This window comes from Nocardia gamkensis NBRC 108242 (genome assembly GCF_001612985.1).
GTDB classification, from domain to species: Bacteria; Actinomycetota; Actinomycetes; order Mycobacteriales; family Mycobacteriaceae; genus Nocardia; species Nocardia gamkensis.
Genome location: NZ_BDBM01000006.1, coordinates 115,368 through 130,371 on the forward strand (window position 1 = coordinate 115,368; position 15,004 = coordinate 130,371).

General features: G+C 68.2%; 14 protein-coding genes. 9 read left to right on the plus strand and 5 right to left on the minus strand.

Annotated elements, in window-relative coordinates; genetic code table 11:
* Positions 1 to 232 precede the first annotated feature (232 nt).
* The 7 genes from NG1_RS06920 to thpD all read left to right on the plus strand — a co-directional run bounded on the left by NG1_RS06920 (position 233) and on the right by thpD (position 6,104).
* Entirely contained in the window at positions 233 to 580 is a 348-nt protein-coding gene (locus NG1_RS06920; RefSeq protein WP_062969126.1) for a hypothetical protein, read from the plus strand.
* A 448-nt stretch (positions 581 to 1,028) separates the two neighbouring features.
* The gene (locus NG1_RS06925) at positions 1,029 to 1,739 is read left to right on the plus strand and encodes a response regulator transcription factor (RefSeq protein ID WP_040866806.1); all 711 of its coding nucleotides are present in this window, start codon (positions 1,029 to 1,031) and stop codon (positions 1,737 to 1,739) included.
* Entirely contained in the window at positions 1,726 to 2,835 is a 1,110-nt protein-coding gene (locus tag NG1_RS06930) for a sensor histidine kinase (protein ID WP_062969133.1), read from the plus strand. The genes NG1_RS06925 and NG1_RS06930 overlap by 14 nt, the downstream gene beginning before the upstream one ends.
* Before the next feature lie 83 nt (positions 2,836 to 2,918).
* Positions 2,919 to 3,521: a diaminobutyrate acetyltransferase gene (gene ectA, locus NG1_RS06935; RefSeq protein ID WP_084498742.1), complete on the plus strand. Its 603-nt coding sequence runs from the start codon at positions 2,919 to 2,921 to the stop codon at positions 3,519 to 3,521.
* Positions 3,518 to 4,795 carry a diaminobutyrate--2-oxoglutarate transaminase gene (gene ectB, locus NG1_RS06940; protein WP_062969135.1) on the plus strand — a complete coding sequence of 426 codons (1,278 nt, stop codon included), beginning with the start codon at positions 3,518 to 3,520 and terminating at the stop codon, positions 4,793 to 4,795. Before ectA ends, ectB begins: the two co-directional genes overlap by 4 nt.
* A complete protein-coding gene (locus NG1_RS06945) occupies positions 4,792 to 5,190 on the plus strand; it encodes an ectoine synthase (RefSeq protein WP_040866808.1) in 399 nt (132 codons plus the stop codon). Before ectB ends, NG1_RS06945 begins: the two co-directional genes overlap by 4 nt.
* Positions 5,191 to 5,198: 8 nt before the next feature.
* Positions 5,199 to 6,104: an ectoine hydroxylase gene (gene thpD, locus NG1_RS06950; RefSeq protein WP_062969137.1), complete on the plus strand. Its 906-nt coding sequence runs from the start codon at positions 5,199 to 5,201 to the stop codon at positions 6,102 to 6,104.
* Positions 6,105 to 6,203: 99 nt separating this feature from the next.
* Here thpD and NG1_RS06955 read toward each other — a convergent pair whose 3' ends face one another.
* The 3 genes from NG1_RS06955 to NG1_RS06965 all read right to left on the minus strand — a co-directional run bounded on the left by NG1_RS06955 (position 6,204) and on the right by NG1_RS06965 (position 10,617).
* Positions 6,204 to 7,367, minus strand: a complete 1,164-nt coding sequence (locus NG1_RS06955; protein WP_245659812.1) for a lactate 2-monooxygenase — start codon at positions 7,365 to 7,367, stop codon at positions 6,204 to 6,206.
* A gap of 62 nt (positions 7,368 to 7,429) precedes the next feature.
* A complete protein-coding gene (gene erm, locus NG1_RS06960) occupies positions 7,430 to 8,239 on the minus strand; it encodes a 23S ribosomal RNA methyltransferase Erm (RefSeq protein WP_062969141.1) in 810 nt (269 codons plus the stop codon).
* 305 nt (positions 8,240 to 8,544) lie between these two features.
* Positions 8,545 to 10,617: a hypothetical protein gene (locus tag NG1_RS06965; RefSeq protein WP_062969143.1), complete on the minus strand. Its 2,073-nt coding sequence runs from the start codon at positions 10,615 to 10,617 to the stop codon at positions 8,545 to 8,547.
* Between the two features lie 451 nt (positions 10,618 to 11,068).
* Between NG1_RS06965 and NG1_RS06970 the strand changes: the two genes are divergently transcribed.
* Both NG1_RS06970 and NG1_RS06975 read left to right on the plus strand, forming a co-directional pair.
* On the plus strand, positions 11,069 to 12,151 hold the full coding sequence (locus NG1_RS06970; protein WP_062969145.1) for an NAD(P)H-dependent amine dehydrogenase family protein: 1,083 nt from the start codon (positions 11,069 to 11,071) through the stop codon (positions 12,149 to 12,151).
* The gene (locus NG1_RS06975; RefSeq protein ID WP_062969147.1) at positions 12,148 to 12,639 is read left to right on the plus strand and encodes a carboxymuconolactone decarboxylase family protein; all 492 of its coding nucleotides are present in this window, start codon (positions 12,148 to 12,150) and stop codon (positions 12,637 to 12,639) included. The genes NG1_RS06970 and NG1_RS06975 overlap by 4 nt, the downstream gene beginning before the upstream one ends.
* Before the next feature lie 16 nt (positions 12,640 to 12,655).
* On the opposite strand, the gene NG1_RS06980 is transcribed toward NG1_RS06975, so the two are convergent.
* Together NG1_RS06980 and NG1_RS06985 are read right to left on the minus strand one after the other, a co-directional pair.
* Positions 12,656 to 13,363 (minus strand): hypothetical protein, encoded by a 708-nt coding sequence (locus NG1_RS06980; protein ID WP_062969150.1) that lies wholly within the window; start codon positions 13,361 to 13,363, stop codon positions 12,656 to 12,658.
* Between the two features lie 77 nt (positions 13,364 to 13,440).
* Positions 13,441 to 15,003, minus strand: a complete 1,563-nt coding sequence (locus NG1_RS06985) for an amino acid permease (RefSeq protein WP_062969152.1) — start codon at positions 15,001 to 15,003, stop codon at positions 13,441 to 13,443.
* Position 15,004: the final 1 nt, after the last annotated feature.

Below are 15,004 nucleotides of genomic sequence, written 5' to 3' on the forward strand. Positions count from 1 at the left end.
GGGCGGCACCGGGTCCGGCTCGGGCGTGGGCGGGACCGGCTGTGTCGCGCTGTGACTGGACATGCCAACTCCTTCTCGTACGGGCGAACATCGGCCGGTTACCCATCGCCCGCCGGACGAACCGGTCCGTGCACGCGCCGCCCGCGGTTCGGCCGACCAGTTTGCGGAAGATCGCGGACGGGTACCAAGACAGGAACCGGACAACAGATGCCGATGGCTCGAGGAGCTCGTCATGACCGACCAGCGCCGCCCAGGCACCCGGAATCCGCGGTTCGGACCGGGTGGGCCAGGGCCGTCGCCCCATGCTCGCGGCATTTTCGTCACGAGGAACCACGACGTCATCCGCCGCTGGGCCGAGCAGCGCGGCGCACGGCCCGCGACTGTGCCGGGCAGCGAGTACGACGGACGGCTCGGGGTGCTGCGTTTCGACTTCCCCGGGTATGGCGGAGCGGTGCTGCGCCGGGTGGACTGGGACGAGTGGTTCGCCACGTTCGATGCCCGCAAATTGCGCTTCTGGTATCAAGAGCCCGGTGCCGACCGTCCGCCGAGCAACTTCAACCGGTTGGAGCCGCCGCGATAGCCGGTGGGCCGCTGGCCTCTGCCGTGAGACCGATCACCGACGACCCTCCCCCATAGAGGCATCCGAAATATGTGACACACGGCATGCTGCCCTGGTGAGCTTCACGTTCGGTCCTGCCCGCCGCGCAGGTTACGGCTTGTTCGATAGTTCGATCGAAACTACTTGATATCAAGGACTTTTCGGAGGCGGAGTCGTCCTTCGCGCCCTGGGCGCGGCGCGCGAGAGCCGAGCTGCGTCAGTGCCCCGCTGCCCGGCGACCCGGGCGGGCGTATAGCGTCGACGGAAGGACGAGGAGGCCCCGCGTCGGTCTGCCGGAGGTTTACCGGCTGGGCACCCGGGGTACTCGGAGCCGAGCAAAGGTTGCTCGAAAAGCGGAAGGTCGCGTCGGTATGGGGATGCGGTTGTCCGCATCGTGACGCGCTTCCGCATGTCTGCAAGGGATAGGGTCTTGAGCGCAAACCTGATGATCGTGGAAGACGACGACCGGGTCCGTGGTGCGTTGCGGCTCGCTATGGAAGATGAAGGGTACGACGTCGACGAGGCGGAGGAAGCCGAGGACGCGCTCACTCATCTGCGCAGCAATGGTGTTCCCGATGTGATGATCGTCGATCTGATGCTCGGCGGCATGGACGGCTTCGAATGTATCCGCGAGATCCGCCGCGACCATGACGTCCCGATCATCGTGGTCAGCGCTCGCGACGACACCCACGACGTGGTGGCCGCGCTGGAGGCGGGCGCCGACGATTTCGTCACCAAGCCGTTCGAGATCAAGGAGATCACCGCCCGCATGCGCGCGGTGCGCCGCCGTTCCCGGCTTTCCGCCGAACGGGAGACCCCCCAGGAGATGGTGCTCGAGGCCGACGACACGGCTCCGCTCGTCCTCGCTCAGGACAGCGGTGTGGTGCGCCGCGGCGACGAGGAGATCCGGCTCACGCTCACCGAGTTCCGTCTGCTGTGTGAGCTGGCCGAATCACCGGGCCGGGTGCTCAGCCGCACGGTGCTGCTCGAGCGTGTGTGGGACCGCGGATTCTTCGGTGACGAGCGCATCGTCGACGTGCACATGCGCCGGTTGCGCACAAAGATCGAACGGGATCCGTCCGATCCACGCATCGTGGTGACGGTGCGCGGGCTCGGCTACCGCCTCGATGTGCGGCGCTGAGCGCTGTCTCGACGCCGAACGCTGGAATCCGAACGCTTGGAGCCTGCGCGCCCGGGTGACCGCCGTCTTCGCGACGATCGCCGCGCTGATGTCGCTGGTACTGGTCGTCTCGGTGTTCGTGATCAGTCGCGGCTATCTGGAAGCGCAGCGACCGCACGCGGGCAGCGAATCGCCGGGAGACCTCAACGCCGATCTCGATCTGCTGCGCAATGTGCTGATCGGCTGCGCCGTGGTGGTGACCCTGATCGGCGCGGCGGTCGGCTGGTGCGCGAGCAGGCGAGTGCTGACCCCGCTGCACCAGCTCGCGGGCACCGCCGCGCGGATCGCCTCCGGCGACCTCGACCAGCGGCTGCCCGCCACCGATGACCAGGACCTGGCGATCACCGTCGAGGCGTTCAACACCATGGTGGACTCGCTGCAACGGCGCATCGAGCGGGAGCACCGGCTCTTCGGTGATGTCAGCCACGAGCTGCGTACGCCGCTGACCACCTTGATGGCCGGCGTCGACGTGCTCAACCGGCATCGCGGCGATCTGCCGGAGCGCTCGCAGCGGGCGCTCGGCCTGGTCACCGCCGAAGTCGAGCATCTGCGCAAGCTGCTGGACGATCTGCTCGCCCTGGCGCGGGTGGAAGCGCGGATGCACCACGGCGACGCCGAGCCTCTGTCGGTGCGCGACCTGCTGGTCCACACGCTGGCCGATCGCCGCTACCCGGGCGAGCTGCTCACGGTGCGCCAAGACGTCACCGTGCGCGGCCGCAAAGTGGAGCTGGAGCGGGCGGTGGCCAACCTGCTGCACAACGCCGACCGGCACGGCGGCGGTGTGGTCGCGGTCACCGTCGACCGCGACGGCACCGAAGCCGTGCTCACCGTCGACGACGCGGGCCCCGGAGTACCGCCCGTGGATCGCGATCGGATATTCGAACGCTTCGCGACCGCCCGCAGTGGCCGCCGCTCGCCCGACGGGACGGGCATCGGCCTGGCGCTGGTCGCCGAGACGGTCGCCACGCACGGCGGCCGGGTGCATTGCACCGATCGCCCTGGCGGGGGCGCGCGATTCGTCGTGCGGTTGCCCCGGCTCGGCGACATCCAACCGTAATACGACCGTAAAGAAGTCGACTGGTTCACCTCAAAGTCACTTCGTAAGCCTGGATAAGTACGGCTGATCGACGAGGGAGTTGTATGTCAGTGCCAACCCTGTCCCCAGCGCAGATCGAACGATCGCGCGTCGGCAACGCCGCTGTCGCTCTCGGGGCCACCCCGTCTCGGAAGGACACCGGACCCGCCGTGGTCCTGCGCACGCCCCGCCTGAGCGACGGCGCTCCGATGTGGCGCATCGCGAAGGATTCCGCGGTGCTGGACCTCAATTCGAGCTACGCGTACCTGATGTGGTGCCGCGATTTCGCCGGAACCTCGGTGGTCGCCGAACTGGACGGCCGTGTCGTCGGCTACGTGATCGGATTCGTCCGCCCGCAGGCACCCGACACCGTCTTCGTCTGGCAGATCGCGGTGGACCGCTCGCAGCGCGGACGCGGGATCGGCGCCGAGCTGCTCCACACGTTGCTCAACAGTGTTGCTGCGCAAGGCGTCTCGGTGCTCGAGACGACCATCTCACCGGACAACGCGGGTTCCATCGCCCTGTTCACGTCGGTGGCGGCGGCCCGGGGCGCGGATCTGACCAAGCGCCCCCTGTTCGACGCGGGCGTCTTCCCCGACAGCCACGCACCCGAAGACCTCTATCACATCGCCCCGACCGCCCGCACCACCGAGGAGGATCACCGATGATCAACGCCGACACCACCGTTTTCGAAAGCCTGGAGTCGAACGTGCGCGGTTATTGCCGTGCCTGGCCCACCGTGTTCACCACGGCGAAGGGCAGCTGGCTGCGCGACGAGGAAGGCAAGGAGTACCTGGACTTCTTCGCGGGCGCGGGCGCACTGAACTACGGCCACAACAACGACGTGCTCAAGCGCTCGCTGCTGGACTACATCGCGAGCGACGGCATCACCCACGGCCTGGACATGTCGACCGCGGCCAAGCGTGAGCTTCTGGAGACGTTGCGCGACACTCTGTTCACCCCGCGCGGCCTCGACTACAAGGTCCAGTTCCCCGGCCCCACCGGCGCCAACGCGGTCGAGGCCGCGCTCAAGCTGGCGCGCAAGGTGACCGGTCGCGAGACCATCGTCAGCTTCACCAACGCATTCCACGGCATGACCCTCGGCGCGCTGTCGGTGACCGGCAACGCCGCCAAGCGCGCCGGCGCCGGTGTGCCGTTGGTGCACGCCGCGCACATGCCCTACGACGGCTACTTCGACGGCACGACTGCCGACTTCCAGTGGATGGAGAAGGTGCTCGACGACACGTCGTCCGGCTTCGACCGCCCGGCCGCGGTGATCGTGGAGACGGTGCAGGGCGAGGGTGGCGTCAACGTCGCCCGCGCGGAGTGGCTGCGGCACCTCGCCGGCCTGTGCGGGGAGCGGGAGATCCTGCTGATCGTCGACGACGTGCAGATGGGCTGCGGCCGCACCGGGCCGTTCTTCTCCTTCGAGATCGCGGGCATCACGCCCGACATCGTCACGCTGTCGAAGTCGATCGGCGGCTACGGCCTGCCGATGGCGCTGGTGCTGTTCAAGCCGGAACTCGACGAGTGGTCGCCGGGTGAGCACAACGGAACGTTCCGCGGCAACAACCCCGCGTTCGTCACCGCGACGACCGCCCTGCGCCACTACTGGTCCGACGACGCCCTCGAGAAGGCGACCGAGGTCAAGGGCGAGAAGATCGCGCGCACCCTCGGTGAACTCGCCGGATACTTCCCCGGTGTCTCGACCCGTGGCCGCGGATTGGTGCAAGGCGTGGTGTTCGACGATCCCTCGCAGGCGGGCAAGGTGTGCCAGATCGCCTTCGAGCGCGGGCTGCTGGTGGAGACCTCCGGTTCCACCGACGAGGTGGTGAAGCTGCTGCCGCCGCTGACGGTCACCGACCAGGAACTCGACCAGGGTTTGCAGATCCTCACCGGCGCCGTCGAGTCGGTGTGCGGCGGAATGGGGGCGATGGCATGATCGTGCGCAGCACCGCGGAGATCACCGGCACAGAGCGTGACGTGGCGGGCGAGGGCTGGCGCAGCAAACGCATCGTCCTCGGCGGCGACGGCGTCGGCTTCTCCTTCCACGAGACCACCATTGACGCGGGGACGGTGCACGAGTTCCACTATGTGCATCACGTGGAAGCCGTGTGGCTCGTCGAGGGCGAGGGCACGCTGACCGATCTGGACAACGGCGTCACCTACGAGCTCGCACCCGGCTCGATGTACCTGCTCGACGGACACGAGCGGCACCGCTTGGAAGTGCGCACCACGATGCGGATGATGTGCGTGTTCAATCCGCCGGTCACCGGGCAGGAGGTTCACGACAGCAACGGCGTCTACCCGCTGGTCGCCGCGAACATCGGAGGTTGAGAACACCAATGGTTCTGCAGCACACCGAAACCCTGCCCGAGACGGCTCGCTACGACCGCTACCCGACCCGTCTCGGCACGCCCGCTCCGCACTTGGAGCGCGCCGACCCCGCGGTGTGGGGAGAGATCGAGAGCCCGGAACTCGCCTCGTTCGACGCCGACGGGTTCGCCATCATGGACCAGCTGCTCACGCCCGACGAAGTGGCCCACTTCAGCGGCGAGATCAGCAGGCTCGCGAACGACCCGGCCCTGCGCGACGACGACCGGGTCATCGTGGAGAAGTCCTCGAACCGGGTGCGCTCGGTCTTCGAGGTGCACGAACTGAGCGAGGCGATCGCCGAACTGGTGCGTCAGCCGCGGGTGCTCCGGCTCGCCGAGCAGGTGCTGGGGTCCCCGGTGTACGTGCACCAGAGCCGGGTGAACTACATGCCCGGCTTCCGTGGCACCGGGTTCTACTGGCATTCCGATTTCGAGACCTGGCACGCCGAGGACGGCATGCCCGCGCCGCGTGCGGTGAGCCTGTCGATCGCGCTGACCGACAACTACCCGATCAACGGCAGTCTCATGGTGATGCCGGGCTCGCACCACACCTTCGTGCCGTGCCTGGGCAGCACCCCGGCCGAGCACTATCGGGAGTCGTTGCAGGAGCAGGAGATCGGCGTGCCGACGACCGACGACATCACCGCGCTGGCGAACCGCTACGGGATCAGTCAGTTCACCGGCCGGGCGGGCTCGGCGCTGCTGTTCGACTCCAATCTCATGCACGGGTCGTCGAACAACATCACGCCGTTCCCGCGCTCGAACATCTTCGTGGTGTTCAACAGCGTGCACAACACGCTGGTCGAACCGTTCGCCGCGCCCGCCCCGCGACCGGGCTACATCGGCAGCCGCGACTTCACGCCGCTGTCGGCCTGAGCCGGAGCAGCCCCGCGCGTGCGGCCCGCCCAACCCGCTGGGCGAGCCGCACGCGCGGGGCGTTTCGCACGGCGGCCGCCGACCTCGCGCACCCACGGGTCAGGCAAGCCGCCGGATCGCTTCCGGACCCAGGTCCGCGATCGTCGGGTACCCGTCCACCGCCATCAGCAGGTCCGCCTCGGCGAGCAGTGAACGCAGCACGTGCACGAGGCCGTCGACGCCGCCGAGGGCGAGTCCGTACGGGTAGGGACGGCCGATCCCGACGGCCGTCGCACCGAGCGCGAGCGCTTTGACGATGTCGGCGCCGGTGCGGACGCCGGAGTCGAACAGCACCGGCAGACCGTCGGCCGCCGCGACCACCTCGGGCAGATGCTCGATCGCCGGGATACCGCCGTTGGCTTGCCTGCCGCCGTGATTCGAGCAGTAGATGCCGTCGACGCCCGCGTCCTTGGCACGCCGCGCGTCGTCGGGATGACAGATGCCCTTCAGCACCAGCGGCAGCGTCGTCAGCGACCGAAGCCATGCCAGGTCGTCCCACGTCAACGCGTTGCCGAAGAGCGAGATCCAGGTCAGAATGGCGGTCTTCGGGTCTTGCTCGGGTGGATCGGGCAGCAAGCCGCGGAACACCGGATCGCTGAAGTAGTTGGCCAGGCAGTGTCCACGTAACTGTGGGAAGTTGGATATCGCCAGATCGCGCGGGCGCCAGCCGGGCACCCAGGTATCCAAGGTGACCACGATGGCCTTGAAGCCCGCGGCCTCGGCCCGCTGGACCAGGCTCTGCGCGAGGTCTCGGTTGGTGGGGGTATAGAGCTGGAACATTCCGGGGGTGTCACCGAACTCCGCCGCCACCTGTTCCAGTGGATCCACGGTGAGGGTGGAGGCGACCATCGGGACGCCGGTGCGCGCCGCGGCCTTCGCGGTGGCGATGTCACCGTGCCCGTCCTGGGCGCACAATCCGATCACCCCGACCGGGGCCAGGAAGACCGGCGTCGGCAGCATCATCCCGAACAGTTCGATCGAGAGGTCTCGCGTCTTGCTCGCGCGCAGCATGCGGGGGACCAGGCCCAGTTTCTCGAAAGCCGCCACGTTGGCACGCTGGGTCCGTTCATCGCCGGCCCCGCCCGCCACATACGACCAGACGCCAGGAGGTAGCGCCGCCTGGGCCTTCGCTTCCAACTCGGCGTACGTCATCGGGAAATCGGGCAGCACACCCCCGAGGCCTTGGAAATAGATCTCGTTCTGATAGTCGCCGAAGTTGGTCACGCCGCTCCTGTCCTCGTCTCGATGCATGAATGTATCCGATACGTTCCTGTAGCGAGCCCGGTTCACGCACGCAGCACCCTGTACAGGATCAGCCAGCGATCGGGGGAGACCAGCCCCACCGGCTGATCGAGCGAGATCCCGGCTGCCCGGCAGGCGCCGCGCACCGCGCGAGCGGGGAACTCCCGCCGCAGCGACGCCGCCACACTGCCGCCGACCCCCGAGAAACCCAGCTCGACCAGTCCGCGGTACTCACCGATCCGCTCGCGCGGCAGCAGCGGAGCCGGCCGGGTGCGCAACCGCAAGATGGCGGCATCCACCCGCGGAACCGGATGGAAACTGTGCCTGCCGACGCGCGCGCCCAGCTCGATCGCCGTCGTCGGCCAGTGGCCGACGGTGAGCTTGGTCCAGCGCCCGTAGTCACCGGAGTGCTTGCGGGCGAATTCGAGCTGGGTGAGCAGGGTGGCGGAGGTGAGTCCTCGCGCGGCCAGACACCAGCGCACGATGTCGGTCGTGCTGCCGAACGGCACGTTGGCCACCACCGCGAACGGCTCACGCGGCGGGCGCACCGTGCGGAAATCTCGGCGATACAACCGAATTCGCGGATCGTCGGCGTAGCGGCGGCGCAGCAGTGCCGCGTAGCGCGGATCCTTCTCGTATGCCTGCACCCGGCCGCACGCCTTCAGCAAGTGCCTGGTCAGCATGCCGTCGCCGGGTCCGATTTCGAGGACGAGATCCTCGGCGGTGATGCCGGAGGCGCGCACGATCAGCCGGGCGGCGCCGACATCGGTCAGGAAATTCTGCGACAGCAGTTTTCGCGTGTTCGAGGCGACGGCCGCGCTGCGGGCACGCGAAAGGGAACGATGGTGGGACATGGGTGTCCTCCGAACGGAGTGGTCGAATCGGGAAGGTCGATTCGCCCGGACCCATGCCGGGGCACGAAGAACCCGGCGGCCGCTATCGGCCGCCGATGCGGATTCCGCTCGAACGGATCAGGAGAGCGGAGCGATACGGTGCGCCGGCAGAACCCGGGCCTCCGTACGCAGCCGGATGTGATACGCGCCGACCGCGTACGCTCCGTTCACGCCAGGACTGCCACACATGTCCCGCAACGTACGACATCCGCGCTTCCAGGTGCCACTTCTTTTCCCGCGAGATCGCGAGGTCGGCGGGGTGGGATTCAGAGGGATGTCGGCTGACTCACCACGTCGGGGTCTTGCAGCTCGGCGGCGAATGTCCGCCAGGACTTGGCCTCCGCGTGTTTGCCGAGCTGGTCGAGCAGATCGGCGAGTTCGGCGATGGCGCGCGGCTCGCGGCGGTCGGCGGCGGTGCGCCACCAGGATTCGGCTCCGACCGGATCGCCGCGCCGTAGTCGAACCAAGCCGAGTTCGTATGCGGCGCCGGCGTGCCCGGCCTCCGAGGCCTGCGCCCACAATCCGCACGCCTGGTCTTCCTCGCCCCGGCGGTACATCGCTACGCCCAGGTCGTAGAGCGCACCACGATATCCGGGATCGCCGGACTGCGTCGGCTCGCTAGACCGCCGCGGCGCATCGACCGGCGCAGAGTGCTCGGCGAGCCGCGCCAGTCCGTCCGAAGCCGGCGCGGCGTCGGGAAGGATGCCGGGCGCGGCGATCGGCGTACTCGCCGCGGGAGGGGTGCTCGTCACCGGCGGGCCGATCTCCGGGGCCGGTGTATTCGCGGCGGGCGGCGTCGTCCGCGACACCGGTTCGCCGGAAGATTTCGACACGCCCGGTGCGGGATCCGGCTTCGCAGCGCCGGAACCGGCGAGCGCAGTGTCCACCGCGGGTTTCGGTTGCGTGCCGACTGGCTCGAATGCGCGAAATGGGGCCGTTGCGGTCCCAGGATCCGCGACCGGCGAGCTGGAATCGCCGTGCGGCCCTTCCGTCGCCGGTCGAGTGGTGGCGGAGCCGGGGGAGGCCTCGGTGGGAGGCGGATCTTCCTGCGCAGGCACCGAAGCGGGAGGTGAAATCTCCGCCTGGGACCGAGTGTGCCTGCCGTTGCGGGCGAATGCGTGAAAGGGGTCCGGTGCGCTCCATGGGTTCGCGACCAGCGGGCTGGATCCGGTGCGCGTCCCGTCGGCCGCGGGGCGAGGGATGGGCGGGAAGTCCGGGGCGGGTGGCGTATTGCCGGTTACCGGGCGTGTGGGGTCTGCGGGCGGATGTGTATGCGCGACCGGGGGGCCGAAGGCGCCATACGAGTCCGCCGTGGATCTCTCGGTGCGGTGACGGATGTAAAGACCTTGCGCGGGTACTTCTACATGCGCCTGCGGATTCTGCGGGACGTCGTTCGCTTCGGACCGGCTGTCGGCGGCGTGTGGAACGGGACCACCGTGGGCGGCGTCCGTCACGGATTGTCCGGCGAGCGGGCTCGGCGCCGGGTGCGGGTTGTCCGGGCTGCGGGGGCCGGAAGCGGAGTGCGGAGTTTCCGGAGTGGATCGTGCGGCGCGGGACGACTGCAGATTCAGGAAAAGGCTGCCCGATCGCTGGGGCGGCGTGCTCTGGGGCGCTTGTCCGTTCCCGCCACCCCCGGCCGCGGACGGATCGGCGGCAAGCCATTCGGCCGCAGCCGCGGGTTCGAACGCGGCCGCAGTGGCGTCGATCCGTGGAACCGGCATGGTCGGCGCGGTGGGCGGACCCGCCGAGGAAGCGGGAAACGAGGCGGGCGGGCTCATATCGATCGAAGTCGTCGCCGGTGTGGCGGTCGCCGGCGGCTCCGGCGCGACAAGTGTGGGAGCGGTGGAGACTTCCACCACCAGGTTCGCGAAGTTCGGCGGTCCCTCGCCGATGCTGCACCACAAAACGACGCGACCGTTGGCCTGGTGCTCGACAACGATGCCATAGTTGCCCGCCCAGGACTTCTGCGTGCCGAATTCGTCCACCCAGACCGGTGTCAGGGTCACCAGGGTCACCGGCGCGCCGGGCGTGACGTCGAAGCTCACACCCGCGGCCAGGGCGTCGCTCCACGCGTCGACGCCGGCGAGCGAACGTCCGTGCAGGTCAAGGTAGCCGTCCACGACCGAGAGCCCCATTCCGAGCCCGCGCAGTCCGGCGGGTGGCGCCGCCGAGATCATCGTCAAGGTGACGGTGGTGGGAGCGGGACCGACCTGCTCGGTGTACATCGGGTAGACCATGCTGCCGTGCCAGCGAATCGGGTCCGCGCTCTGGTAGCGCGCGGCCAGCGGCAGCTCTTCGGGCGTATTCCGGGCAGCCCACGACGAATACCGCTCGTTCACTGTCGCGCGCCTGCCTTTCCACCCGATCCCGACCGCCGCCCCCGCGCCGGGCGGCGGGGTATACCGTACTCGCCGCGAACCACGACTGCGTTGCAATCCCTCGGCCGTAGGTAATGCCCCGAGGCTCAACGCTACCGGGGGGTTCGTCTCATTTCCCAATGGTGCGCAACGCGCCGTGGTGATCAGGTGATCGCGTGGTGAGCTGGGTCGCACAGTGCCTGTGCTCGGCCACCCGGCAGGTGGGCGGCCGGCTCCGGAGGACCCGCCACTGCGCGTCACGCGTCGGTGAAGCGCTCGATCACATCGGCCGCCCCGCTTTCCCGGGCTATCGGTCCGCAGCGACCGTCGTCTCCGGAACCGGCGGGCGGGGTACGCCATGAAGTCGTCGGCTTGCCGGAAGCGCTTCCACGGAACGCCGAACAGTCGACCAAGCGCTTGCTACGCTCGATCGATGATCTCCACGGTGGTCTGGGGGACCGGCAATGTCGGCCGGGCAGCCATCCGGGCCGTCGATGCCAACCCGGCGCTGCGTTTGACCGGGGTGCTCGTGCACGATCCGGCGAAGATCGGCCGCGACGCGGGCAGACTCGGCGGCCTCGGCCATGACCTCGGCGTTCCGGCCACCGACGACGTCGGCGGCGTTCTCGACGCGCACCCGGACGCGGTGGTCTACGCGGCCTCCGGCGACATCCGTCCCGACGACGCGCTCACCGATATCCTGCGCGCACTCCGCGCGGGCGCGGTGGTCGTCACCCCGGCGCTCTACGCCCTCTACGATCCGCGCAACGCACCGCCGGAGGTCCGCGACCCGGTGCTGGCCGCGATCGCCGAGGGCGGTGGCTCGCTGTTCGTCTCCGGTATCGACCCCGGTTGGGGCAACGATGTACTGCCCCTGCTGATCAGCGGGCTCGGCAGCACCGTGGAGACGATCCGCTGCCAGGAGATCTTCGACTACTCCACCTACGACCAGCCGGACTCGGTGCGCTACCTGGTCGGCATGGGCCAGCCGATGGACTATCAGCCGCCGATGCTCGCGCCGTCGGTGCCGACGATGGTGTGGGGCGGGCAGATCCGGCTCATGGCACGGGCGCTCGGTGCCGAACTCGACGAGATCCGCGAGACGCTGGACCGGCGTGCCCTGGATGCCACCGTCACCACGACATCCATGGGCGAGTTCGCGGCGGGCACGCAGGGCGCCGTGCGATTCGAAGTCCAGGGCATCGTCGATGGGCAGCCGCGTCTGATCATCGAGCACATCACCCGTATCCATCCCTCCTGTGCGCCCGATTGGCCGACACCGGCCGACGGCGGCGCGGGTGCGCACCGGGTGGTCATCGAGGGTCACCCGCGCATCGAGGTGACCGTCGAGGCCACCGACGAAGACGGCAACCGCTCCGCGGGCGGGAACGCCACGGCCGTCGGCCGCCTGGTCGGCGCCATCGACTGGCTGATCGGCGCGCGGCCCGGACTCTACGACGCACTGGACGTCCCGCTGCGGCCCGCGGTCGGCAAACTCGGAAGGAAGCACCCATGATCATCGATGTCCCCGAGGGGAAGGATCCGATCGGCTACGTCTGGGGCGAAATGGTTCCCGGCATCGGCGTCGCGGCCTCGAATTTCTCGCTGTCGGTGTACTCGCACAGCACGCTCGGCCTGCGCGAATTCGAGGCCGCGCGGCTGCGCATCGCCCAGCTCAACGGGTGCCTGTTCTGCATGGACTGGCGCACCGAACGGGACGGCGCCGAAGTCGAGCCGGAATTCGCCGACGCGGTCACGCAGTGGCGAACCACCGACGCCTTCGACGAACGCACCAGGCTCGCCGCCGAATACGCCGAACGCTACGCCACCGACCACCACAATCTCGACGAAGAGTTCTGGAACCGGATGTTCGCCCACTACACCCAGGTGGAAGTGGTGGAACTGAGCATGAGCATCGGCTCATGGCTCGCTTTCGGCCGGTTGAATCGTGTGCTCGGCCTCGATTCGGTCTGCGTGCTGCCCGATCATTCCGCCGGCCGATGAATCGACGCCGGAGAAGCTAAGTCGGTATCTTCGACACCCACGCCGGCTGCCCGTCGACCAAACCCAATTCGAACTCCTCGGGAGCGTCCAGCACGGCGCCGAGTTGACGGAGCGCTCGATCCGCCGAGATCTCCGCCGGAAAACGGATGTATTCGAGGGTCGCGCCGGATATCCGGGCCCGGAATCGGTACCGGAATTCGACGTGACCCGCGTAGGTCAGCGCGATGCGGCCCTGCCAGTCGATGTCGTGCCTGCCGTCGGGACGCCGGGTGAAGAACACCTCCTGGTCGGCGACCGAGTCGTGCCCGAGCAGATAGATGTTGAACGCCAGGCATTCGACGTCGTCGGCGTGCGCGAGGGGCAGTGGATCGACCGTGAGACGTTGCGGCTGTTCGGATCTCAGCAGGAAAGGACGGCCGGGGGCCGCGGCGCGCAGCCCGGTGGCGTCGTCTTCGCCCCAGTACGTGGACGACAGCGTGCAGCTGTGATAGTTCTGCCAGGTGATCGGCGACATCCAGCTCTCGCCGTTGTCCTCGTCGTCGGTGGCGTCGCGTTCGGCGTTGTACGCCGCGGAGCGCAGGTGCAGATCGAACCACAGGCTACCGGCCTGGTCCATGCGGCCGGTCCACGCGAACTCTTCGATCGCGTGCCCTTCCGGCCACGGATTTCCCGGGAACACAATTCTCCCGGCGGGCGAGAAACGCACCAGGTCGGTCCTTTCCATGCCGACACACCCTAGCGACCGAGACCGACAAACTCGACACGCCAGAACCGGGAAGCCGCGCCGTGCCGGGTTCCGCCTCAGGCCTTGGCCGGTGTCTCCTCCTCCGGTCGAGCGGCGGGAGGCTCGTCCACCGTGCGCTTCGGCCCGGTGAACCAGGTACGGGCCGACGCCAGCCACCAGATGCCGATCGCACCCACCACGCCCACCAGGGTGATCGGCGCGTAATTCACAGTGCTCCAGGTGAAGTCACTGTGCCACGGATACCCGCGGGCGTCGGTGGGCAGGATGAACAGCACGCTGATCAGCGCGATCCAGATCAGCGCGACCGATCCGACCGGGCGGTACCACCGCCCCAGTTGCCATGGACCGGTGCGGAATCGAGCCCCGTGGCGCTGCCGCAGCAGGATCGGGATGCCGTAGGCGATATAGAGCCCGATGGTCGCGATCGAGGTGGCCGCGGCATACGCGGTCGGTGCGTTCGCCGGGGGCACCAGCATCGAGGGAACCAGCAACACGAACGCGAAGAACGAGATGAACAGCACGGCGTGCACCGGCACCTTCCGCGGGGAAAGCCTCGACCAGAACTTCGACCCGGGCACCGCGCCGTCGCGGGCGAACGCGAACAGCATCCGGGAGGCGGAGGTCACCGAGGCGTATCCGCAGAACAATTGCGCGACCGCCGCGATGATCAGCAGCAGCCCCGACCAGAACCCGCTCAGCGAGTTCTCCAGGATGTAGATGACGGGATAACCGCTGTTCTTCTCCGGGTCCAGCGCGTCGTCCAGATCCGGAACGGCGAACGTCACCGCCATGATGAGCAGATATCCGGCGATCGCCGATACGACGATCGTGTTGATGATCCCTTTGGCCGCCATTCGGGACGCGTCGTGCGTTTCCTCCGACATATGCGCCGAAGCGTCGTAGCCGGTGAACGTGTACTGCGCGTGCAGCAGGCCGAGCAGGAAGCTGAACGCGATCCCGCCGAATCCGATCGCGCTGTTGTCGACGGTCTCGGTGAAGACCCATCCAGCGCTCTGGTGGTGTTGCGCCCCGAATCCGAGGACGACGACGAAAATCGCCACGCCACCGACGTGCCACCACGCGGACACATTGTTGATCACCGCCGACAGATGCGGGCCGAGCGCGTTCAAGGCCGCGTGCAAGACCAGAATGACGGCGAACACCAGGAAGATCGCGGTGCGGTCGGTGCCGATCTCGATCCCGACGACGTTCAGCACGACCGTGGTGAAGATGGCCGCGCCGTAATCGATCGCCGCGGTGACCGCGATCTGTCCGATCAGGTTGAACCACCCGGTGAACCAACCCCACACCGGTCCGCCCAGTTCGGCGGCCCACCAGTACAGCCCGCCGGAGGTGGGGTAGGCGGAGGCCAATTCCGCCATGGCGAGCCCCACGAACAGCACCATGATCGAGACCAGTGGCCATCCCCACGACATGGTGATCGGGCCGCCGTTCGCCAAACCGATGCCGTAGCTGGCCAATCCGCCGGTCAGGATGGACACGATGGTGAAGCTGATGGCGAAATTGGAGAAGCCCGACCAGGACCTGGCGAGTTCTTGCTTGTAGCCCAGTTCGGCGAGCCGACGTTCGTCGTCGGAAGGGGGTCGGGTATCGGTCATA